Origin of the sequence: Aquiflexum sp. (assembly GCF_041751335.1) — a bacterium.
Classification (GTDB): Bacteria; Bacteroidota; Bacteroidia; order Cytophagales; family Cyclobacteriaceae; genus Aquiflexum.
The window spans coordinates 40904-64227 of sequence record NZ_JBGSXS010000243.1 but is presented as its reverse complement, the minus strand read 5'-3'; the positions used below and the strand labels follow the sequence as shown (position 1 = coordinate 64227).

Genomic DNA, 23324 nt, shown 5'->3' with positions numbered 1-23324 from the left:
GAGTTTCAAGTCATAATTTTGTCCTCTCCTTACATCTGTAGCTGTATTGTTCAATCCATCTCTCCACTCATACCAAGATCCTGCATCTGTGTAAATACCTTCATACAGATAAAAGCCAGGTATGTCCAGGTCGGTATAAATAATACCTCCAGAAACGGACAACATAAGGTCATCTACAACAGAGGAAGAAGCCAAAAATTCTTCTTCACTGAGTCTCCAGCCCAAAGAGGCCGTAGGGGAGAAAGCTTGCCGATTACCAGGTGCCAACATGGCGCTATGCACCATGGCTCCACTGAATTCCAAATAATACTTTGATTTGTAATTATATGCTGCATGCAAACCAATATTGGCATTGTTTACCCTTTGATATATTGCGGATTCTCCAATCTGAAAAGCATTGGCAATCAACATAGTGGATATATGGTGCTTATTGTCTATATTTTTCTCATAATTTAGTTGAGAAGAAAATGACACCGTCTGTCTAAACCAGCTATTACTTATATTTTGGGTTCTGGTACTTGCATCCTGACCATATCTGGTAAGGCTTGCAATCTCATCTTTCCCATCAAAATTGGTCCAGTTGGGCTGATAAACTGCATAATTGTTGTTGAAGGACAAATTATAAGAACTTGCATTATCCAGGCCAAAAGCCGAATTAAAAGATAGTCCTTCAAGTAGGTTTCGTAAATCAGCATTCACTGCGACATTAAACTGGAATTGTCTGCTATTGAATCTGCTGGAACCCCCTGCGTAACTCCCGGCAATGGGGTTGTTTTGATCCAACTGAGTACCCCCTAATAAGTATCTCCCATCAATCAGATGCTGACTACTCTCCAAATAACTCATAGCAACTTCATCCTCCGGAGCAAGCATATCCACAGGTACAAGTGGCGTAAAACGATGTGGCCTAAGTGTGGTAGATCCTGCCCAGTAATTCGCATTGATACCTCTTCCATTGTTAAATATGGCTGCGCCATCTACTTTGGCTGAAATATATTCATTGATATTGATGTCTATATTTCCACGCACGTTAAACCTTTCATTACCATTTTGAGCGGCCTGCCCAAAATCCAGTACAGATCCTTCACTCACTGCTCCAATATTGGTATAATACCTTGCCCTATCATTGCCTCCGGATATCTCGACGGTAGCATCTTGACGTGTATAGGCACGCTGCAGATACTCATCACTAAAATAATCCACATTGGGGTAACGGTAAGGGTTAATTCCGGAAGCGTGATTGTAAATATCCTCTTCAGAATAAAGTTGACTTAGCCCATCATTGGCCCTAGCCTCATTGAATAGCGCCATGTACTCGCCAGATCCGAGATACCTCGGATACCTTTTAGGTACATGTACCCCAAGATTGGTTCGAACTTCTATTGTTTGTACATTGGCCACGCCACGTTTAGTAGTAACCAATAAAACTCCTTTGGCACCCCGACTTCCATAGAGAGCTATGGCATTGACTCCTTTTAGGAAAGTCATTTGGGCGATTTCGGTAGGCATTACACTCCCCAAATCACGAGGCACTCCATCTACTAATGTTAGATAGCTGTTGTTCCCCCACATATTCCCGTGAAAACCTCCGACATAAGCTTCCATACCATCCAGAGGATAGGTAATAAAGTTCTCATCGAGTACAGCACGCATATTTACAGCGGAAACACCTCCCATAAGATCCTTCCTCCTTTTAGTTTGGAAGGCAACTTTCACTTCATCTCCACCCAAGTAAGGGAACAGAACAATTTCCACAATCTCTGCATGAGCTGGAAGAATCCTGGTTTCATATCCGGCAGCTTCCACGACCAGATAGGCTCCTGAAGTCACCTCCAAATGTACCTGCCCCTGCCCATTCGACATTGTCTCAAATCCATCCTGTTCACTTTTGACTATAGCGTCAGGAATAGGTTCATTCGAAGTCGTCCGAATTACCGGGTCAATGCTTATTTTTATAGTGTCCTGAGCTACAAGTAACAGTGGAAACTGTAACAAACAAATGCAGCATATCAGAGCTATTTTTATATTATTCATCATGTTTATTCATTAAGTTTTACAAGACTAAAAGTGCTCCAATTACCAGCCGGGATTTTGGTTAAATTCCGGATAAAGCATCACATCTGCCAATTTCAAAGGCAACCAATAATGCTTGGAAGTATAATTGCGCTCAATTATGACTTCTTCACTCATGTTTATAATACGGTTTTGGGTAGGATCGTCTGCATTGAAATCCCCTGCCCGATCAAACTCATAAGAAGTCTTGATATTATAAGGAGCTTCTGTCAAAAGCAACCACCTACGAAGGTCATTAAACCTATGACTTTCGAAGGCAAGCTCAACGGCTCTTTCACGTATTAATTCCTTTAAAAAGATGTCCACTGATCCTAAAAACTTTTGGTGCACATCGACCATTCCAGCACGTGCCCGGATTACATTTACTGCTTCCACTGGTGTTTTAGCAAAGGTAGCTGAAGTGGCTCCAACACTGTTATACCCCATTAAAGTGGCCTCCGCATACATCAGATAGATATCTGCCAAACGCATATAAGGCACATTAAGATGTAGGGATGAACCCCAATCATAAGCCCTGTCATATTTATTGGCCGTCAATGGAGAGATCTTACGATTTGCGTATCCTGAAAGGCTTCCTGTTACCACCTCCCTGTAGCTACCTCCTCTATGAAGGTTTGCAAATCGATTAGCCGCCTCATTAGGATCTGGAATAGATCCTTGAACCACTTTTACACCATCATATACAATAACTGCATAAAATCTGGGATCGCGGCCTTTCCAAGGATAATGAGGATCATACCCTGATTCTGGATCCGCTTGAGTGACATCCACAGGTAGTGGCAAACCGTTGGCCATTCCAAAATTAGCATGAACATAATTGGCTGTAGGGTAAAAATTTGTTGGGTCACCTTCATCCATAAATGTAGGCTTATACTGCTTTGAAATCCGCCAGTGTGAATCATTGGCAGAGTAGTAAGGAGACCTGAATATAGCCTCTGTCCCTCCGGGCAAGGCCCAGTTTTGTCCCATAGTATGGAAATTAGTAAGGTACCTATCAAAAGGTAGCAATGCATATTGGGTTTCCCCACCTTCCACTAATTGAAGCAATCTACCAAAAGTATCTGCAGCCTTCTTGCAATAATCTGTATTGTAACTCCGACTTCCGGTTGACTCTGAATTCATTAGCGGGCTACCTGCATAAAGGTAGTTTTTGCCCAAATATCCCAAAGCCATGATTTTGTTAATCCGTTGTTGATTTTTACCCAAAGTTCTGCGACCTGCTACAGTATTATCCCAATTGATTGGAAGTAACTCAGCCGCTCTTTCCAAATCTTCAGCCACCCTTTCGGCACTTTGATGGTAATTCAATCGTGCCAACGTCAACTGCTGATCACTTGGCAGTGCCTGATCCACATAAGGTAAGCCCCCAAAATACTGGATCAACGAAAAATGAAACCAGGCTCTAAAAAACAACAATTGGCCCTCTATCAACTGCCGTTCCTCATCGGTAGCATCTACCAACCTGGAAAGGTTCTCTAACCCAATATTGGCCTTGCGGATCCCATACCAAGCCAGTGGCCATAGTCCTTTATTTTTATGATCCCTGTTGGTGTTGGCTGAATTGGCATCCAAAAAACCATTACTTCCTGCACCATTCGCAACCTGCCAGCGCCAAAAATTTCCCCTGTCAAAGTGATATCCAGTCGTAAAGGTTCCAGCCGTCGATTCTATCTCATCCTCTCCCCAATTAAATGAACTCACCCAATTGGACAACGTGAAATTGGGCACACAATGGTATAGCTCCTCCACATAGCCCTGGAAATTGATGAAATTTTGAAAGGCCAGTTCTTCCGAAACAACTGCTTCCGGAGTCCTTTCCAAATAATCTTCACATGAGGATATGAACAGAAGCATCCCTGCTAGGAAAGATCCTCTCAATATTGATTTTATATAGATTTTCATTTGATTGGCTCGTTTAGAATGTAACATTTAGACCCAAATTTATTCTTCTTACTGTAGGATAGGCTCCTTGTCCGGATGGTCCTCCAAAATTTGACTCCCTGTCATCCGGCATTTTCGTCCACAGCAGGAGATTGTTACCGTTGATGTAAATCCGCATATTGCTCAAACCCATACTTCTTACCTTTTCGGATGGTAAGTTATAGGCGATTTCGGTATTCTTCAGTCTCAGGTAAGACCCATCAAAAAGGTATCTAGGACCATAGTTAAACGGGGAGGGTTGAGAACGCCATCTTGGCAAGGGGGAATCCGCGTTAGGATTGTCCTTGGACCAATAGGTTCCTTCCTCGTACACTAGATTAAGCCCATTGCTCAAGCTGCCCAATCCCACATCTCTGGTTACATTGTTGACCCCGTAGAACTGTAAAAATAGACTCAAACCTTTCCATTCTATTCCCAGATTAGTATTGTAGGTATTTTGGGGGACTCCTGAATACCCATAAGGCGCAGAATCAAAATCATCTACAACGCCATCCCCATTAAAATCGGAGATATAGTAATTCCCTGGAAGTTTGGCCCCATCGTTGACATTATGCTGAGGACTGGCATATAGCTCATCCCAAGTGTTATAATATCCGGCAGTGGCATGGCTGCGATACTGACCGAGCTGGTATCCAGCTTGTTTTTGGTAATCCGGACGCAGGAGGGGATCATCCCTATTAATGACCTGATCGATGGCATGGGTCATAGCAAAATCACCCCAAAGTCTAATCCCGTTGTCTAATGTGCGATTGAGACCTATCATCAATTCATACCCCGTAGTCACTACCCTTCCAAGGTTGGCGGCAGGAGCATTGGTTCCAAAATAAGATGGCACTGAACGGCCACTGGTCATTAGGATATCGACCCTGTTGTCCTTAAAATAATCCACACTACCGTGAATTAGACCACGAAGAAATCTAAATTCAGCCCCCAAATTGGATTTATAAACCGTTTCCCACTGGACATTCGGGTTACCTACTGCATTTTGTCGGAACCAGGTATAAGGACTGTTTTCTCCGCTTTGACCGATCACTCCCAATTGGGAAGTGTTACCGAAGAGCCACTCGTCCATAAAGAGGAATCTTCCTCCAACATTATCGTCCCCTACTTCACCGTAAGAAGCCCTAAGCTTTAACACGTCCACAAAAGACTGGTTTTTCATGAAACCCTCCTCGGAAATATTCCAACCCAATCCTCCGGAGGAGAAAAATGCGAAGCGGTTTTCGGCAGAGAATTTTTCGGAACCATTGTAGGCACCGTTATACTCGACCATGTATTTGTTTTTGTAATCATATGTCCCCCTGAATACCCAGTCTTCACGGTAGGTTGGAATAATACTTCCTATGGCATCTTCCTGCCTGCTTAGAAGCCCCATAACCGAGTAATTATGTATCCCTTCAATACTTCCTGCATAATTCATTTGCATCTGATAGAAAAGCCTTCTTTGAGACTCTCCATTGTTCACAGTACCCCCTGCATGATTCCATGTGATGGCTTCAACAAAATCAAATCGTGTATTACTATCCAGTATATTTCTATATATAGACTCTCCTGTTAAAGGGTTGATCCATTTAGTATTGGGATTGTTATAAAGATCATTTATCCCCCTATTGTTTTCCTGAAATGAATTATCAACTGCTAGGGTTCCCCTAAAATTCAGACCTTTCAAAAACATACCCAGATCCTGCTCCAGAACAAAATTGGTGGACAACCTGGTCGAAGTAATTTGATTGGTACCACTTATAGCCAAGTTTAGCAAGGAATTTGTAACTGCATAATCGTCTGGGATATAAGTTCCATAGGTCCCATCAGAGTATCTGGGTAAAAAAACATCTGGAGGGCTTCTGTAAGCAGAATTCCAATATGATTCAGGAAAAGCATAGTTCCATGGAGCTTGGCGTACGCCATGGGTTCCACCTAAATTAACACCCAACTTGGTAGAAGGTGTCAATTGAAAATCAAGGTTACTCCTAAAGTTGATCCTATTAAAATTAAATCCAGCTTGGTAACCTCTTCCCGTTTCAAATTGGTTAAATAGATCACCTTCATGTTGGTAATCAATACTGGAAAAATACTTTACAAAATCTGTACCGCCCCTTACGGATACATTGGCATTATAAGCCATTGCATAGTCTTTGAACACTACATCCTGCCAGTTGACGTTCGGATACCTTTCCATTTCCTCCAAATTGGCCGGAAAACGGTACTTTAATCTCATATCCTGAGGGATCATCTCATTCCAACTATTAGGAACTAATGACAACTCACGCTCAATCGCACGATTTCGTACCCCAATGGCATCATAGGAATCCATCTTTCCTGGTATTTTCGAGACTGATTTCATTGTAGAACTGAAGTTGGCGGAAATTTCAGCCTTTCCGTTCAAACCCCGTTTGGTCGTCACGATAATTACCCCATTGGCTCCACGAGACCCAAATACCGCAGTGGCTGAAGCATCTTTCAATACCGATATAGATTCCACGGAGCCGATGTCCATTTGAGCAAAGAACTCAGGACGTTCTACACCGTCTACCAATATCAGTGGTGAGTTGCCGTTCCAGCTGTTCTGTCCCCGGATCACGATCTGGGGCATTTCCTCTCCAGGTGTACCTACACTGGCTGTGGTAATCAATCCGGGAAGGGCTCCTGTCAAAGCTTGTCCAACATTCGACACCCCTCCGGTTCTTTGAAGCGTTTCTCCCTTGGTCTGCACTACGGAACCTACAACTGTCTCTCTCCTCTGCTCCGCATAACCGATCACAACCACTTCTTCAAGAGATTGAGTGTCTTCTTGCAAAGTAATATCAATCACCGTTTGATTGTCTATTAAGATTTCTCTGCTTGCAAACCCAATAAAACTAAAAACTAATACATCACCCGACTCGGCATCAATCCTGAATTTACCATCAAGATCAGTGACGACTCCTCTAGTGGTACCCTTTAGGACCACTGACACTCCTGGTAACGGAAGCTGTTCTCTTGCATCTATAACAACTCCAGTGATTTCTCTAAAATCTGCTACTTTAGATACTTCTTTGACCGTTTCCTCTACGGCTTCACGTTTGCTGACATGAATGTTTTGGTTGATCCTGACAAACTTCAATTGGGTTTGGTCTGCAATCTTTTTCAATACATCTGATAAAGATTTGTCCTGTTCAACAAGATCCACTCTGATATTATTGACTTTAATGACACTGGAATTAAAGGTGAAATTAAGTTGGGACTGTTGTTCAAGTTTTCTAAAAACGGACTTTAAGTCTTCGTTTTTAGCATTTATTGATACCGTTATTTCTTCAATACCATTATTTTGGGCATTGCCCGTATGAGCCATCAGAACAGTTGTGAAAAACAACTGGACGGCAAATCCATACGCGACGTATTTTGATAGCATAATTAATTGCCTTAGTACATTTTTATCCATAAATTAAGTCGATTTTAGGTTTAAATAGCTTAACATCAGCCTTTGGTTGATTTGGCGATCCGGCAAAGGCTTAAGGGCAGGGAATAAATTTTTCCTGCCTGTTTTTTTAGCTCGTGTTTTCGAATGTTCTTTTCATAGCGTTGTGATTATGGGTTAATGGTTATGTTTACTTTTTGACCAGAAATCTCATATGAAAAATTTGAGGTAATGCTGATGCCCTCCAAGACATTCTGCAATGTTTCCTTTTGGTATGTGCCAGTATATGACCAATCTTTCTTCACACTTCCTGAAACAATAAATTCAACTCCGTACCACCTTTTGAGCTTGGACAATACTTCATCAAATCTGTCGTCATTAAAAATGAGATAGTTGTCTTTCCATCCTAAAATATGGAGTGGATCAAAAATGGTTTTACTGAATTTCCCTTCTTTTTCCTTGATCAGCATTTCGTTAGGAGACAGAAATATCCTGTTACCCAGTGTGTCCCCAACTTCAACTTTTCCGGTCACCAAGGCTACAGTGAAAACATCTCTATAATGGGCATTAAATGACGTTCCCAAAACTTTGATCTCATTTTCGCCAACTTCTACAAAAAATGGAATCTTGCTATTCTGCTTGACCTCGAAAAATGCTTCTCCAATTAATTTGACTCGACGCTCATTCCCATAAAATCCCTTTGGGAAAATCAACTTACTACCGGAATTCAAATACACCTTGGTACCATCAGAAAGCACAAATTGCGATTTCATGCCATTAGTGGTTTCTTTGGTCACGATTTGCTGTAGGGCAGCGATTTTGTCTTCTTTGATCTGAATGTTGACGAAATATCCTAAAGAAATACAGCTAACAATAAAAAGAACAGCTACCAATTTCCTAAAAAACAACCAATAATTACCTTTATCACTAGCCTTAGATTGGTGTTTGAATCTTGATTGAATCCCCTCAAAAATCTCAGTATATTCCTCATCAAGTAAATGCGCCTTGTCGAGGTAATCTATTGACTCAATGATCTCTTTAGCCACCAGTATGATGTCTTTCTTTTCTGGATTCGATTGTATCCATTTTGACCAAAAATGGTCTGTTTCTTCATCAGGGCTCTTCACCCATTTAATGAAAAACTCATCCATCAGAAAATCTTCAATATCGAAGTCTTTATATTTCATAAAATTGAAATAGTGCGATGCTTTTTATAATAGTTTCAATTAATCACTAGATTCCTTATCCATCCCCAAAATTGATTTCACACTTGAAATGGCTTTGTAAACTAAGGTTCTTGCCGTCTTTACATCATTGAAATTCATAACCTTGGCAATTTCTTTATATGTTAATTCTTCTTGATAAAGCAGTAATAATGCGTGTCTTTGCCTTGGTGGCAATTGGTTGATTGCTATATCAAGTTTTTTTCTTAAATCCTCATTAAACTCTTGGTTGATTAATTTGGTCTCATGCGAAACTTCTATCAGAAATCCATTTGACATTTCATCTATGGGCTCGAAACGGTTTTTTCTTTTGGCTTTTAATATTTTAAAAAGTGCTCTATGAAAAATGGTAAACAAATAACCACTTATTTTATTTACTTCACTCAGTTTGTCGCATTTCTTGCGTAGGTCCACAAACATCGTCTGAATACAATCTTTTACAAGTTCTTTGTCCTTACAGACTTGATATCCATAATTATAAAGATTGTCCACATGTTTCCTGTAAATAAAATTAAAAGCATCTTCGTCACCCTTTCTAAAGGAATTCCAAATCTCTCGGTCAGCTTTATCCATATAAATAACCTTTACATGGTTTTGACTTAGATGCTTGATTCCCCCTAACAGATGGGGTGAGTTAGGGCCATTATTTTGGGATTTCATCATGATGTCGGTTATGCCTAACGCTACTAGTTATAAAGTGTAATAAACACACAAAACAACCTCTTCCAAACCAAACTTTTTTTTCTTCTTAAGAAAAATAACCTAATAATCGTTTTTCAGAGACACAAGTTGAGGTATGGAGTTTATTATAATTATAAATAATCATAATAATCGTTTATCAGGAGCAGGAGACAAGATTTGAGTTTTATTATAATTGTAAATTAAACACTTATTAAGTTTTTATCACCTTTTTTTTTACCAAATGAAAAATCAATGTTTAATAAGACCCCTCTCACCCTAAGAATGTAAATGATTTAGGTAAGACAATGGATATCAAAATGCATCAGGATACCTTTAAAGCAGCAAAAATCTTTTTTTTAGGAGCAATGCTTTGATCCATGTTTTCCAATCTTCAAAAAAATTTAAGTTTTTTATAAATGGTATCAGGTGGTGGGCAATATTCAAGAAACCAAAAATTGATCATAATAGGTTGCCAAAAACCAAAACTTTAAAAGTCCGGAAGTATATAAATTTAAAAATCTACCTCTGACTTGAAAAGAATTCAATTTAATCACTACTTTTGAGCCTCGATAAAAAACACAGGTTATTTATTGAAGTTTTCAGCTGTATCTGGATAAAGTGCTTTAGAAAATAGTGAATTAAAATCTCGGGGTGTAGCGTAGCCCGGTATCGCGCCTCGTTTGGGACGAGGAGGTCGTAGGTTCGAATCCTGCCACCCCGACTATTATAAATAAAACCTACCCATATAGGGTGGGTTTTTTTATGTCTACCGCTTTTGATTACCTAAAAGGTGGCAGGATGAGAACCGGGGTTCGAAATCCGACCATAGGAAGGATTCGCGAGGGGCTGTGCGGCATGCCCGTGGGTATGAGCAATCCTGCCACCTCGACATAATATTTTATCATTGTTGTAAATACAAGGAAAACTCATTGAGGTCATTTGACTTTTTTTTATTTTTGACTTTTTTGATCCACTAATCACAACAAATATCTACCATTTAACAATATTGAGGCCTCCTGCACACCTATTTGGATATCTTTGTAAATGTTGTTAATCTCAAAAAGAAAAATTTTATGAATAAAAAATACATATTGTCATTAACTTTTGGTGCTCTGATAGGGCTTCAACTTGAAGCACAGACATTGACCGGATTCACAAAAGACGCTGTTCCAAAACAACTGGAACTCGAAAAGGAATTTAAAAACACAGTAGATTTCAGCAGATTTAAAACCCATTTGACGGAAATAACCTCAGTTCCACATGTGGCAGGCTCGGTAGCTAATGAGAAGGTCAAGGATTACATGGTACAGTCGATGAAAGCAGCTGGTTGGGATGTAACTGTTTATCCTTATGACCTTTACCTTTCAAAAGAACCGGGAGAATCGATTGTCGAATTGGTCACTCCCATTCGACAACCTTTGAATCAACAGGAATATATCTTAAAAGAAGATCCCTATTCTTCACATCCTGATTTGTGGAAAGGTTGGAATGCATACTCTGGCAGTGGTGATGTGACTGCTGAAGTAGTCTATGTAAATTATGGCACCAAAGCAGATTTTGAAAAACTGGAAGAATTGGGTATTGATATGAATGGGAAAATAGTTTTGGCACGATATGGTGGAAATTTCAGGGGTTACAAAGCCAAATTCGCTGAACAGTATGGTGCTGCCGGACTTTTGATTTTTACTGATCCGGGAGATTCAGGTTATTCCAAAGGACTTGTCTACCCTAATGGCACATCCTTCAGCGAAAGTTCTATTCAAAGAGGATCTTTGCTGACAGCTGACTGGACTGGCGATCCCCTTACTCCATTTGAACCGGCACTTCCTTTGGATGGAAAAACCAAGATCAAAAGACTCAATCCGGATGAAGTTGGATTCCATACCATTCCTGTCACTCCAATATCTTATGGTTCTGCAAGGGAAATTCTAGGAAAAATGGAAGGAAAACCTGTACCTGCTAGCTGGCAGGGTGGATTGCCATTCACTTATAGACTTGAGGGCGGAAAAGATTTGACCGTAAGACTAAAGGTCAAACAGGAAAAAGGATACGTCCGAGCAAATAATGTTGTCGGTACTTTAAAGGGAGATACTTATCCTGATGAATGGATTATTTTGGGTTGTCATTATGATGCTTGGAGTTTTGGATCAACGGATCCCAATTCAGGTACAGCCATGTTGCTCAGCCTTGCGGAGACTCTTGGTCAAATGGCCAAAGAAGGGAAAAAACCTGCAAGGTCTATTTTGATTGCGCATTGGGATGCTGAGGAACATGGCGTGATTGGTTCTACAGAATGGGTTGAGCAATTTAGAAATGAATTGGGGGCTAAGGCAGTGGCTTATATCAATTTGGATGCTGCTGTTGGTGGTAGAAACTTTGGGGCAGCCTCTTCTCCTACTTTGAAAAGATCGATCATGGACGCTGCAAAAGAAGTAGCCTATCCTGACTCAGCCAAAACTGTGTATGATGTATGGGCAAGGGGTAGTGAAGAACCAAGTATAGGGAATCTGGGCGGTGGCTCTGATCATATTGCTTTCTACATGCACGTAGGAGTACCTTCCATAAGTGGTGGCGCAGGTGGCCCTTCCCTATACCACACCAATTATGACAACCTTACTTATTATGAGAAGTTTGCCGATCCCACATTCAAAATGGGGGGAACTGTAGAACAAGTGATCGGTATCTTAAGTCTCAGATTGGCAAATGCTGAAATCATTCCCTACCATGTAGGCAGGTATGCGCAAGATCTACAGATGCATTTTGATGCAGCCGGAAAAGATGTAAAAACCTACCATAAGGATTTTCCAGGTTTCACAAAATCCAAAAATTCCATAGCCGAATTGAAAAAAAGTGCTGAGGCTTTGGACAACAAAATCGCAGAAGTCTTGGCTTCAAATCTTAACGATTCCAAGAAATTGATAACTATAAATAAAGACCTGATGTCATTGGAAAAGAGTTTTATCGATCCTAAGGGAATGTATTTCGGAAACTGGTATAGATCACTTTACGCTTCTTCAGATCCATTCAGTGGGTATGCCTCTTGGATCCTTCCGGGTATCAAATATGAAACAGAAATGAAATCAACCGAAAGGCTGACTGAATGGGATGATCGGTACAGCACAGCAATCAATGACCTCAAGTATAAGATTGATGGATTGATGGGGAGGCTTTGATTGGGGGGTTATGGAATTGAATCCATTTTTAGACAAAAGACGCAAGACGCAAGACAGAAATATAGGGCAACCATAATTGAAGCGTATTAATAAGAATCTGTTGCCATTTAAATAATGTAATTATCAATAAAAAACCGGCATTAAGCCGGTTTTTTTATTCAACAACCTTCTTAGTCCCTTTATACAATTCAAATTTCAATAACCTGCAATCAATTGTACCGTTATAAAATTCGATTTTTCTGGAGGCTCTCAGACCGACTTTTTTAGCCAATGATGGATTTCCAGAGAATATATATCCTGTGTATCCTGCACACTTTTGTTTCAAAAAGTCCCCAATCCTTTTGTAAGTCAATCCCAATTCTTCCTCTTCTCCTAGCCTTTCTCCATACTCAGGATTAAAAATCACAATACCATTATCTGATTCGGGAATGGTGGTGTCTTCAAAATCACAGACTTCAAACCCAATGATTTCTTCCATTTCGGCATAACCTGCATTTTCTTTACTGAATAAAACTGCTTGTTCGCTGATATCACTTGCAATCACCCTTAAGGTTGGTTTGTCTTTTATTTTATTCTCTAATAGTACTTTTTGATTTGAGTAGAATGATTCCTCATAACCCAATATATGCATGAAGGCATAATGGTCACGATACAGTCCTGGATACCTATCAGTCGCAATCATGGCTGCCTCTAGAGCCAAAGTGCCAGAACCGCACATGGGATTGACAAAAGGGCTCTCTCTGTCCCAACCCGTCGCGTAAATTGTAGCAGCAGCCAAGGCTTCCAACATGGGTGCTTTCCCGGGTATCTTTCTATAGCCATGTTTGGCAAGGGTTTCTCCAGAAGTGTTGATGTACAAGGAAGCTTGAGTTTCCTTCCAGAACAATTGAAAAACAGCACCATCCAATTCTGAACCCGAATTGGGTCTTACTCCAGATTTATCCCTGAATCGGTCTACAATGGCATCTTTTACCCTGACATTGACAAAAAGTGGGTTGTCTACACTATCGTTGTCGACATGCGATATCACAGAGAAATAGGAATCCTCATTGATAAATTCTTCCCAAGGTATTGCTTTTAACCTTCGATAAATATCATCTGCATGGTGAAGATAGAGTGATTTGATCTCGAAAAGTACGTGGCTAGCTGTCCTCAAATGGAGATTTAAAAAAATACAATCATGCATGGATACGTGAAGTTCAATTGAAGTCCGCTCAACTTTTATAGGCTTAAAACCCAATTCACTCAATTCAATCTCAACATAGGAAGCAAACCTGTCCTTGAATGTAATGACAACTTTCCCTTTGGTTCCAAAATCTATCATCTTACAAAAGTAGAAATAAACTCTGAACCACTTTCAAAAATAATTTGGCTATTCGCCAGGGACTATTTCTACCACCTCATTCAAATAAGGACTCACCAAAAAATAACCCAATACCTCACCATTGCCACTTTTGATCTTAATATTTGATTTAGGATTTTGAGGTGGCGGTGAAAAAAGACCACCATCATTGAATAGAAGGTCAACTAACTGGGTAAGATAATTGAAAGCATCTGTGTTGAGCCTGTACAATTCCAACCTGATCCTATCATTGGCAGCAAAAGGAAATCCCGAAAGCTCGAAGCCATTATCCAAAATCGACGTTCCAAAGGAATCGTCAAACAATAGATAATCAAAACGGCTATTTTTTAGCGTGTCGTTTTGGATGATGCGTATCCGGTAATTGTTTTCAGTTTCGAAAGGAATCTTTCCAAAGACGGTCAAATAATATCCTTCCTCTCTAAAAAACCTTCTTTCTTTAAATTCATACTTAATACTATCAAGAATTGGTGGTGGAAGCATAGTGCCTTCCGAAACATATTCATTTTCTCCGATTTTTACATTCAATTGATATCGGTCTCCAATTACCCCACCAAGGTTATTTACAGGTAAATACCTTTTAGCCTGCTTCGAAAAAATAAAAGGTATTACTCTATCTGTATTTAGGTTGGTAATGCTGACTACAGCATCTTCTATAATCGGATTAAGTTCCTGATCATAATAATCTTTCGAGTACAAAATCTTTACCTGATTCATACTACCATTATTGGTCCAAATACCTTCTATAGCAGGTGTAGGATCTACTGTCTTCAAATCAAGAACTATTTCCTCCTGACAGGAAATAAGCAAAAGACCAAATAAGGTAAACCAAATATTTCTCATCAAAATTTGAAATTATAAGTTAGAGAAGGCAAAAATGTAAACAGATAAGTCATCACTACACCAGGTCTTCTAGAGGTGACTTCTTCCCCCGAGTCCTGATCAAAATTAATTTCTTCATTGATAATATCCGTGAATTGAAATGTGAAAGGATTTTTTCGACCATAAAGATTATATACACTAAAATTCCAACTTCCCCTCCATCTTCTTCCTTTATCATTACCCTTCCATGTTACGGACGCATCCATCCTATGATAATCCGGGAATCTGTCTGCATTCCTTTGTTCTCCATACAAAGGAAGGGTTTGGGTGTCAATTTCATAAGTACCTACAGGAAAAGTAACCGCTTGACCAGTAGTGTACACAAAAGTCAATCCTGCCATCCACCTTTTTGAAAATTCATGATTGAAAACCAGATTTACATCATGGGGTCTGTCAAATCTGGGATTGTACCAATTGTTGCCACTGATGCCGTCTATTTTTCTCCATGTTCTGGAATAGGTATAACCAAGCCATCCTGTAGTTTTACCAAAATTTTTCCTGATCATAAACTCCATTCCATAAGCATAACCTACCCCGGTTAAAAGCTCCGTCTCGACATTATCTGTAAAAAGCACACTAGCCCCTTGTCTCAGATCCACCACATTTCTAAAATCCTTGTAATAAGATTCTACCGAAACTTCCCACTTGTCCAAACCGAAATTTTTAAATATTCCCAACGAATATTGGTCACCTCGCAATGGCTCAATGTAAGTTCCCGCCGGAACCCAACGGTCAATGGGTAACCCTGCCGAACTATTGGTAGCAACCTGTATAAATTGATGGTTTCGGTTAAATGCAGCTTTAAGGGAAATGTCATCTCTTAGCAAATACCTTATCGAAAACCTGGGCTCAAACCTGTGGAAAACTTTTCCACTTTGAAGCCTGCTCAAGTTGAGGGTATCAATAATTTCAGAATCGGGCAATGGGCTTCCACCTTCATATTTATAAATAACACCTGATCCGATTTCCTGATACAGTGCATACCTTAGTCCAGCTTCCACCTTTGTTTTACTTCCTAGATCGGTAGTTCCTGAAACAAAAATATTGTTCTGCAGTCCGTTTCGGGGATTTGTATTTAAATTTTCAAAACTACTTTCAGGCCCAGGAATAAGGCTGATCGGAGAGAAATTATAAACCTGTGGATGATATCCAGCTTTTATCACTGAATTGTTGGGGCTTAACCAAGACCATTCCATCCTTGCACCAGTTTCTGAAATCGTATTGTTCCAATTAAAACCATTGCCATCATCATCAAAAAGAACCTGATAATTATACCTGCTATTATAAACGTTTAGGTCAAAAAAAGACGTATTGCTGATATTTCTGTTCCAATTAACAGATGAAACGAAATTGTTCCACCCAAGTCCAAACTGGTTGGAAATACCTAAAAAGTCCGAGCCATAATAACTCGAAACAGAAAGTTTGTCTTTATCACTTAGCCGAAAGGTGGCTTTTCCGCTCAGGTCATAGAAATAAAGTTGGTTATTTCGGATATCTTCATTACTCGACATTCTCAAAAACAAATCTGCATAGGTCCTTCTTCCTGATATGATAAATGAAGATTTATCTGAGACGATCGGACCATCCAAAGTGAATCGTGAACTGATTGTCCCTATCCCTCCTTCTCCTCTTATTTTTTGGAAATTCCCTTCACGTAGAGAAACATCCACTACTGAAGAAACCCTTCCTCCCAATTCCGCTGGTATATTGCCTTTATAAAATTCCACCCCACTTAGTGCATCAGGATTGAAAACTGAGAAGAAACCAAAAAAATGTGATGGGTTGTATACTGGAGCTCCATCCAATTGTATCAGGTTTTGGTCCGCTGAACCCCCTCTCACGAATAGTCCCGTAGTCCCCTCACCTGCTGTCTGCACTCCGGGAAGCAGTTGAAGACTTCTCAATAAATCCACCTCTCCAAATAGCGCAGGAATATTTTTGATAGTTTCCATGGAAACCACTGATTTACCCATATCGGTACCTAAAATATTTTGCTCAGGATTACTGTCTCTAATAATGATTTCCTCCAAAGACAATTCCTCAGGTTTTAGATAAAATTTCAAAGGCTTATTCAAGTCCCTTACTGTCAGAATTCTAAGAGAAGGTGTAAATCCCACATATGATATAATCAACTTTTCAGGAAGTGAACTTGCCGCTAACATAAAATATCCATCAATATCTGAAACCACACCTTTTTGGGGATCTGATTCCCAATAAATATTTGCTCCCGGAAGTGGGGTGCCACCGTCTACTTCAAGGACCTGACCTGAAATATTTTGTTCGTTTTGGGCAATAGCCAAAAAATTTAAAGATATAATCCCTGAGAATAAAAGGGTCAAAAACTTCATGTTTGATTTAATGTTTGATAGGATAACGCATAATTGCATTTGGGTGTTGAAAATTATATCAATAAAATGTATTTCCTTTTCTTTTCATATATATTTTATAATTTCAGGCCATGATTTGGGCATATCCTGATATTAATCTGATTACAACTTTGGCAATCCTATTTGGTTTGCTTTACTTTATTTATCTATTCCGTTTTTATCTTATCAATAAGAAGCTGGAAGTAAAGAAGCACCGACTATTTTTCAAAATACTGTTAAGGGTTTCATATTTTGTTTTATTTCTCATTGCGCTGTCCGGTCCTTCGGTGGGCACAGCTTTAAAAGAAATTAAAGAAGAGGGCAAAGACATATTTATTGCCATTGATCTTTCGCAATCCATGAATGCAAACGATATCGGTCCGAGCCGACTTCAGCGAATTAAATTCGAATTGAAAAATCTGGTCAAAAACTTCACTGGTGACAGAATAGGATTAATTATTTTCAGTTCAGAGGCTTTTGTACAATGCCCTTTAACATTTGACCAAAATGTTATTCAACTCCATTTGGATGGTCTCAATACAAGTCTTGTACCCAATCAGGGTACAGATTTGAGTGCTCCCTTGAATATGGCCTTGGACAAATTCAATCTGGAAAATTCTCCTGATATTAACTCCAAATCAGTGATATTGATTTCTGATGGGGAAGACTTTGCAGATAATTTCAGGGATCAGACCAGCAAACTCAGCGAGCAAGGCATTAAAGTTTTTTCATTAGGAGTAGGAACCAGCCAAGGAAGTACAATACCAAGGGGGAATTCCAAAATCATTGATCCTACCACCAATCAGCCTGCCATCAGCAGATTGGAATCCAATAACCTGAAACTGATCGCTTCCCAGACCGATGGACAGTATTTTGAACTCAGCGATGAAGTTCAGGAAATCCCCGATCTAATTGCTGCCATTGAAAGACAGGAAGGCACTGTCACTGGAACGAGAATGGTGGAAGCCTCAGCAAATAAATACTTCTATTTCCTGCTTATTGGATTGGGTTTGGCGTTATTAGATTTAATGCTTCCCATAAAAACCATAAACCTTTAAAACCGTGTTATAAAGCATGCATTTGGTCATAAGAATTTTTACATTATCCATTTTGATGATTCCTTCCTCTCTGACGGAGGTCAGTGATCGCAATAAGGCCATTAAAACCGCCGCTAAGGATTATGCTTCAACGGAATATGAAGCTTCAGTAGCCTCACATCTTAAACTTATTTCCGATTTTGAGCTGAATACCCCAAATGTCAATTATAACTTAGCCCTAAGTTATCATTACAACGGTCAATTGGAAGAAGCCAAAAGAACCTATTCAGGATTAATCACCACTCCGGACAAAAATCTTGCTTCCTTCGCCTATAACCAATCCGGGGTGATCTTGGGTGAAGAAAAAAAATATGAGGAGGCTTTGGAATCTTTTAAAATGGCCCTGATCAAAAATCATCTCAATGAATCTGCCCGATATAATTATGAATTGCTGAGCAGGTGGCTTGAAGAAAACCCTGACCAACAAGATCAAAATCAGGAAGGCGAAGACGGTGAGGACCAGCAAGATCAAGAGCAACAAGACCAACAGGATCAGGACAAAAAATCCGATGAAAGTAAGGATGGTGAGGGTGATGAACAATCAGAAGAAGACGAAGCTTCAGAAACCCAGAAAAAAGATGACAAATCTGGTGAGAAATCTCAGAAAGAAGAGGATTCAGAAGAACCAAGCGATCTAGAAAGTGACCTGAGTGACAGAGAAAAAGCCATGGAACAAATGAGGGAAAATCTAAAAGAAATGAACCTCACTCCCGAACAGGCAGCACAAATCTTGGAAGCCATGAATGCTGCCGAACTCAGATACATTCAACAAAATCAGAAGAAAGCCACCAAAAGACCCGAAAGAGGTTTGCCGGAGTGGTGATTAAATTGGAAGACTTTAAAATTGGAAAATTGGAAAATTAGGCATTTGTAAGATATAAAGGTTTAGGATATTGAGTTCATTCTTCAATCTAAAACCTAAATCTTGACTCATGTTTCTTGGGTTTTGTCTCCCCGAATATCCAACAGTAGAAGAAATGTTCAAAATGGCGAATGACATCAGGTTACCCGTCATTCCGATGTACGAGGAATCTCAAAAGGTCCTATTTATGTTCATATTTATCTTTTACTGTTCCTCGAAAGATGCTTCTCCCGATAGCCATCGGGATCAGCATGACGGCTCCTCCGATTTACGTCATTGGTACTCGGGATAGGCTTTATTTCTCGCAATTCGGTCATCGTTTCCCTTTGACAAAAACCTTCGAGGTCAAAAAAAGACCTCAAAGATTATACTCTTATCTCACATCTCACGTCTAAAAAATAAACCCAAATGAAAGAAGTATATATTGTATCAGCAGTCAGAACGCCTTTAGGAAGTTTTGGTGGAAAATTATCAGGACTCACAGCAGTGGAATTAGGAAGTATTGCCATAAAAGGTGCACTTGAAAAAGCAGGAATTGATTCAAAGGAAGTTGAGGAAGTCCTTATGGGAAATGTGATTTCGGCCAACTTGGGCCAAGCGCCTGCCCGACAAGCGGCTATCGGTGCAGGGATCGGATACAATGTGCCATGTACCACCATAAACAAGGTATGCTCTTCTGGAATGAAAGCAGTAATGTTTGCAGCCCAGTCCATCATGACGGGCCAAAATGACGTGATTGTTGCAGGAGGAATGGAAAGTATGTCCAATGTCCCTTATTATGTACCCAAAGCCAGATTTGGCTACAAATATGGAAATGCGGAATTTGTAGACGGTTTGGTAAAAGATGGTTTGTTTGAGGTCTATTATAAGTTCCCAATGGGGAACTGTGCAGATAATACTGCCAAGGAAATGAATATCACACGAGAAGAGCAGGACAACTACGCGATCCAATCTTACACACGGTCTGCTGAAGCTTGGAAAGCAGGTGCTTTCAAAGAAGAGGTTATACCAGTGGAAATCAAAGGAAGAAAAGGTGAGACCATCATCATAGATGAAGATGAGGAATACAAAAATGTCATGTTCGATAAAATCCCTTCTTTGAGACCTGTATTTGATAAAGATGGTACTGTAACTGCAGCCAATGCTTCAACAATGAATGATGGGGCATCTGCCTTGGTTCTGATGAGTAAAGAAAAAGTTCAGGAATTGGGAGTCAAACCGATTGCAAAAATTATTGGCTTTGCAGATGCTGCACAGGATCCTCTTTGGTTTACAACCACCCCTTCCATAGCCATACCAAAAGCGATCAAAAATGCAGGTCTAACTGAAAGAGATGTTGATTTCTATGAAATCAACGAGGCCTTTGCAGCAGTGGCCATAGCCAATCAGCGTCAGTTGAATTTGGACAATGACAAATTAAATGTATTTGGCGGTGCGGTTTCTCTTGGACATCCACTAGGCGCTTCAGGAGCTAGAATAATTTCGACCCTCTATTCAGTACTTACCAAAAAGAATGGAAAAATTGGTGTTGCCGGTATCTGCAATGGAGGTGGTGGTGCATCTGCTATTGTAATTGAAAAACTGTAGTAATCACTGAAACTCATAAAAACAACTAAATGCCTGTGATGTCTCAGGTATTTAGTTGTTTAATTTCTCTTGAACCATCCAATGAAAAACCTTTTTCTTTTATTTCTTTCCATTTTCGTTTCATCAACCGTCCTTGCCCAAAATCCGGTCAGGACATTCTATGATGAGGATAGCCTCAAACTCAAAGAGGAATATGAGTTGGTAAATGGCATTGCTCAGGGATTATATAAATTATATTATGAAGATGGGGGTCTTGCGCTTATTGGTCATTTGAAAGAAGGTAAGAAAGAGGGACTTTTTGTAGACTTTTATCCCTTCAGTGATGATACTTTGCGGGTCTTAAATTATGTCAATAACCTTCGCGAAGGTCCGGCCAAAAATTTCTTTCAAACAGGGAGTTTATCCCAAAAACTTAATTTTGAGAATAACCTCATAGAAGGCGAAGTAATCACTTATTTTGAAAATGGAAAAATCAAACAAAAATCTAGTTTTGAAAAAAACAGACCGGACGGATGGAGTTTTTATTACGATGAAAACGAAAAGCTAATAGAAAAAGCTTTCTACAGATCCGGCGTGATAGATGGCAATAAAGAGGAATATGATGAAGATGGGAACCTTATTGCCAAATTCTACTATAAAAATGGCCAATTTGATGGTGACCAGTTTACCTATTATTCCAACGGTGCAGTCAAATCTCAGATTCAGTATAACAACGGTATTCAGAATGGGAATACTGTTTATTTCCACCCCAACGGTCAAATTGCAAGACAAGGGGAATTCAAGAAAGGGCAACCTATAGGTTCCTTTAAAAGCTTTTATGAAAACGGTACCTTGGAAGAACAGGGACAATACCGTGCTGGAAGGGTTTCAGGCAATATTACCACTTATTATCAAGGCGGTCAGATCAAAGAAATCGCTGCTTACAATAAGAATGGTGAGTTGGTGAAAATCATTGGATACCACGAGAATGGTAAGGAAGAAAGAAAAATTACTTTTCTCAATGGACAAGAGGAAGGTAACGCTGAAATATATCATCCGAATGGACAGGTCAAAGAAATAATGCCTTATCGCATGGGCAAAGCACATGGGATACAGCAAATATTTAATGACGCAGGTGTACTCATTCAGGAAAGGCAATTTAAAGAGGGTAAATTTGTGCAGGATCTTACCAAAGAAAATGACAATTGAAATTCAAGAAATAAAACCATTAAAAGCGTCAAAACAGGAAGCTTTTTCTAATTTTGTCTAATTGATATATCGAATGGAAACAGCAATAAAAGAAACCAAATTTAAATTCTCAGGTCAAATCGGGTTTTATAAAGGCAAAGTAAGAGACGTTTATTTTTTTGAGCATAGTCTTGCAGTTGTGGCCTCAGATAGGATCTCTGCTTTTGATGTAGTCCTGCCAAGACCAATTCCTTTTAAAGGACAAGTTTTAAATCAGATAGCTGCCAAGTTTCTAGAGGCAACAGCTGATATTGTCCCCAATTGGGTGACCTCCACCCCTCACCCTAATGTCACTATTGGAAAAAAATGTGAACCATTTAAAGTTGAAATGGTCATCAGGGGATACCTTGCGGGACATGCTGCCAGGGAATACAAGGCGGGTAAAAGAATTCTTTGCGGGGTCCCAATGCCAGAAGGTTTAAAAGAGAACGATATACTACCAAAACCTATCATTACTCCTACCACCAAAGCCTCAGAAGGTCATGATGAGGACATTTCCAAAGAAGACATACTTGCAAAAGGTATTGTCAGTGAAAATGATTATGAGGTATTGGAGAATTACACTTTTGCTTTGTTTGAAAAAGGAACACAAATGGCAAAGGATAAAGGGTTGATTCTTGTGGATACCAAATATGAGTTTGGGAAATTCGGAGATAAAATTCTTTTGATTGATGAGATACATACGCCTGACTCCTCCAGGTATTTTTATGCGGATAAATACGAAGACCTTCAGTCACAAGGCCTTCCCCAAAAGCAACTATCTAAAGAGTTTGTCAGGCAATGGCTGATTGCAAATGGATTCCAGGGAAAGGAAGGACAAAAGGTACCTGTCATGCCGGATGAATTTGTGGAAGAAATTTCAGGCAGATATATTGAATTATACGAAAAAATCATTGGGGAAGAATTTGTAAAATCAACCTTTGAAGATTTGGAAGGAAGTATAGAAAAAGCCATCTTGGAAAAAATTTGAACCGATAGACCACGATTGAATTTGTGATTGAGTTTTATGAGATCGATTTCAAATAAACAATTGATTTCAGATAATTGAAGTTAGGAATAATTGAACAAAAAGGATATGAAATATACAGTAGATAAAAAAGAGCAATATGTGGTTTTCACTCCAATGGAGGAAAAATTGGATTCCGCTTTGTCCCCAAAACTGAAATCAGAATTGTTGACAGTCAATGCGGAGGGTTATGAGAATCTTGTTATTGACATGAGTCATGTTAAATATGCTGATTCCAGTGGATTGAGTGCTTTATTGGTTGGAAACAGAGAATTTGGAAGAAATGGGGGTATTTTCATCATTGCCTCACCCCAAGAACATGTCATGAAGCTGATCAAAATTTCCATGCTTGATAAGGTCTTTACAATTGTTGATTCCATCGAAGAAGCGGCTGAAGCAATATTTATACATGAGATTGAAGGCCGCGAACAAGAAGAGGAAGATTGATC

At 39.6% G+C, this 23324-nt stretch carries 15 protein-coding genes and 1 tRNA gene; 8 read left to right on the top strand and 8 right to left on the bottom strand.

Annotation, left to right across the window (positions count from 1 at the left end):
- From ACEW8U_RS13895 to ACEW8U_RS13875, 5 genes are all read right to left on the bottom strand, one after another.
- A partial coding sequence (locus tag ACEW8U_RS13895; protein WP_373522656.1) for a SusC/RagA family TonB-linked outer membrane protein occupies window positions 1-2037 on the bottom strand: 2037 nt, incomplete at its 3' end.
- A 39-nt stretch (window positions 2038-2076) separates the two neighbouring features.
- Window positions 2077-3975, bottom strand: coding sequence for a RagB/SusD family nutrient uptake outer membrane protein (locus ACEW8U_RS13890; RefSeq protein ID WP_373522655.1), 1899 nt, complete (start codon window positions 3973-3975; stop codon window positions 2077-2079).
- Between the two features lie 13 nt (window positions 3976-3988).
- Window positions 3989-7435 carry a SusC/RagA family TonB-linked outer membrane protein gene (locus ACEW8U_RS13885; protein ID WP_373522654.1) on the bottom strand — a complete coding sequence of 1149 codons (3447 nt, stop codon included), beginning with the start codon at window positions 7433-7435 and terminating at the stop codon, window positions 3989-3991.
- Between the two features lie 146 nt (window positions 7436-7581).
- Entirely contained in the window at window positions 7582-8598 is a 1017-nt protein-coding gene (locus ACEW8U_RS13880; RefSeq protein ID WP_373522653.1) for a FecR family protein, read from the bottom strand.
- Window positions 8599-8637: 39 nt separating this feature from the next.
- Window positions 8638-9297 carry an RNA polymerase sigma factor gene (locus tag ACEW8U_RS13875; protein WP_373522652.1) on the bottom strand — a complete coding sequence of 220 codons (660 nt, stop codon included), beginning with the start codon at window positions 9295-9297 and terminating at the stop codon, window positions 8638-8640.
- A 665-nt stretch (window positions 9298-9962) separates the two neighbouring features.
- Here ACEW8U_RS13875 and ACEW8U_RS13870 point away from each other — a divergent pair.
- Window positions 9963-10036 (top strand) — tRNA-Pro (locus ACEW8U_RS13870).
- A gap of 352 nt (window positions 10037-10388) precedes the next feature.
- The gene (locus tag ACEW8U_RS13865; protein WP_373522651.1) at window positions 10389-12488 is read left to right on the top strand and encodes a M28 family peptidase; all 2100 of its coding nucleotides are present in this window, start codon (window positions 10389-10391) and stop codon (window positions 12486-12488) included.
- A 154-nt stretch (window positions 12489-12642) separates the two neighbouring features.
- On the opposite strand, the gene ACEW8U_RS13860 is transcribed toward ACEW8U_RS13865, so the two are convergent.
- Genes ACEW8U_RS13860 through ACEW8U_RS13850 form a run of 3 tightly spaced genes read right to left on the bottom strand, consistent with a single transcriptional unit; the run spans window position 12643 to window position 17078 of the window.
- Window positions 12643-13812, bottom strand: a complete 1170-nt coding sequence (locus ACEW8U_RS13860; protein ID WP_373522650.1) for a class I SAM-dependent RNA methyltransferase — start codon at window positions 13810-13812, stop codon at window positions 12643-12645.
- Between the two features lie 48 nt (window positions 13813-13860).
- Window positions 13861-14691 (bottom strand): DUF4249 family protein, encoded by an 831-nt coding sequence (locus tag ACEW8U_RS13855; RefSeq protein ID WP_373522649.1) that lies wholly within the window; start codon window positions 14689-14691, stop codon window positions 13861-13863.
- Window positions 14691-17078: a carboxypeptidase-like regulatory domain-containing protein gene (locus ACEW8U_RS13850; protein WP_373522648.1), complete on the bottom strand. Its 2388-nt coding sequence runs from the start codon at window positions 17076-17078 to the stop codon at window positions 14691-14693. The genes ACEW8U_RS13855 and ACEW8U_RS13850 overlap by 1 nt, the downstream gene beginning before the upstream one ends.
- 110 nt (window positions 17079-17188) lie before the next feature.
- On the opposite strand from ACEW8U_RS13850, the gene ACEW8U_RS13845 reads away from it, so the two are divergent.
- From ACEW8U_RS13845 to ACEW8U_RS13820, 6 genes are all read left to right on the top strand, one after another.
- The gene (locus tag ACEW8U_RS13845) at window positions 17189-18154 is read left to right on the top strand and encodes a VWA domain-containing protein (RefSeq protein WP_373522647.1); all 966 of its coding nucleotides are present in this window, start codon (window positions 17189-17191) and stop codon (window positions 18152-18154) included.
- A 16-nt stretch (window positions 18155-18170) separates the two neighbouring features.
- On the top strand, window positions 18171-19016 hold the full coding sequence (locus ACEW8U_RS13840; protein ID WP_373522646.1) for a hypothetical protein: 846 nt from the start codon (window positions 18171-18173) through the stop codon (window positions 19014-19016).
- A gap of 447 nt (window positions 19017-19463) precedes the next feature.
- Window positions 19464-20642 (top strand): acetyl-CoA C-acyltransferase, encoded by a 1179-nt coding sequence (locus ACEW8U_RS13835; protein WP_373522645.1) that lies wholly within the window; start codon window positions 19464-19466, stop codon window positions 20640-20642.
- 81 nt (window positions 20643-20723) lie between these two features.
- Entirely contained in the window at window positions 20724-21830 is a 1107-nt protein-coding gene (locus ACEW8U_RS13830; protein WP_373522644.1) for a toxin-antitoxin system YwqK family antitoxin, read from the top strand.
- 73 nt (window positions 21831-21903) lie between these two features.
- Window positions 21904-22839: a phosphoribosylaminoimidazolesuccinocarboxamide synthase gene (locus tag ACEW8U_RS13825; protein ID WP_373522643.1), complete on the top strand. Its 936-nt coding sequence runs from the start codon at window positions 21904-21906 to the stop codon at window positions 22837-22839.
- Between the two features lie 105 nt (window positions 22840-22944).
- Window positions 22945-23322: an STAS domain-containing protein gene (locus ACEW8U_RS13820; protein ID WP_373522642.1), complete on the top strand. Its 378-nt coding sequence runs from the start codon at window positions 22945-22947 to the stop codon at window positions 23320-23322.
- The last annotated feature ends 2 nt before the right edge of the window (window positions 23323-23324 follow it).

Excerpts from the sequence above, each read along its gene's own strand:
- ACEW8U_RS13835 (WP_373522645.1), top strand. The coding sequence starts at position 19,464 with ATGAAAGAAGTATATATTGTATCAGCAGTCAGAACGCCTTTAGGAAGT.
- ACEW8U_RS13845 (WP_373522647.1), top strand. The coding sequence starts at position 17,189 with ATGATTTGGGCATATCCTGATATTAATCTGATTACAACTTTGGCAATC.
- ACEW8U_RS13885 (WP_373522654.1), bottom strand. The coding sequence starts at position 7,435 with ATGGATAAAAATGTACTAAGGCAATTAATTATGCTATCAAAATACGTC.
- ACEW8U_RS13830 (WP_373522644.1), top strand. The coding sequence starts at position 20,724 with ATGAAAAACCTTTTTCTTTTATTTCTTTCCATTTTCGTTTCATCAACC.
- ACEW8U_RS13880 (WP_373522653.1), bottom strand. The coding sequence starts at position 8,598 with ATGAAATATAAAGACTTCGATATTGAAGATTTTCTGATGGATGAGTTT.
- ACEW8U_RS13860 (WP_373522650.1), bottom strand. The coding sequence starts at position 13,812 with ATGATAGATTTTGGAACCAAAGGGAAAGTTGTCATTACATTCAAGGAC.
- ACEW8U_RS13840 (WP_373522646.1), top strand. The coding sequence starts at position 18,171 with ATGCATTTGGTCATAAGAATTTTTACATTATCCATTTTGATGATTCCT.
- ACEW8U_RS13865 (WP_373522651.1), top strand. The coding sequence starts at position 10,389 with ATGAATAAAAAATACATATTGTCATTAACTTTTGGTGCTCTGATAGGG.
- ACEW8U_RS13855 (WP_373522649.1), bottom strand. The coding sequence starts at position 14,691 with ATGAGAAATATTTGGTTTACCTTATTTGGTCTTTTGCTTATTTCCTGT.
- ACEW8U_RS13850 (WP_373522648.1), bottom strand. The coding sequence starts at position 17,078 with ATGAAGTTTTTGACCCTTTTATTCTCAGGGATTATATCTTTAAATTTT.
- ACEW8U_RS13820 (WP_373522642.1), top strand. The coding sequence starts at position 22,945 with ATGAAATATACAGTAGATAAAAAAGAGCAATATGTGGTTTTCACTCCA.
- ACEW8U_RS13890 (WP_373522655.1), bottom strand. The coding sequence starts at position 3,975 with ATGAAAATCTATATAAAATCAATATTGAGAGGATCTTTCCTAGCAGGG.
- ACEW8U_RS13825 (WP_373522643.1), top strand. The coding sequence starts at position 21,904 with ATGGAAACAGCAATAAAAGAAACCAAATTTAAATTCTCAGGTCAAATC.
- ACEW8U_RS13875 (WP_373522652.1), bottom strand. The coding sequence starts at position 9,297 with ATGATGAAATCCCAAAATAATGGCCCTAACTCACCCCATCTGTTAGGG.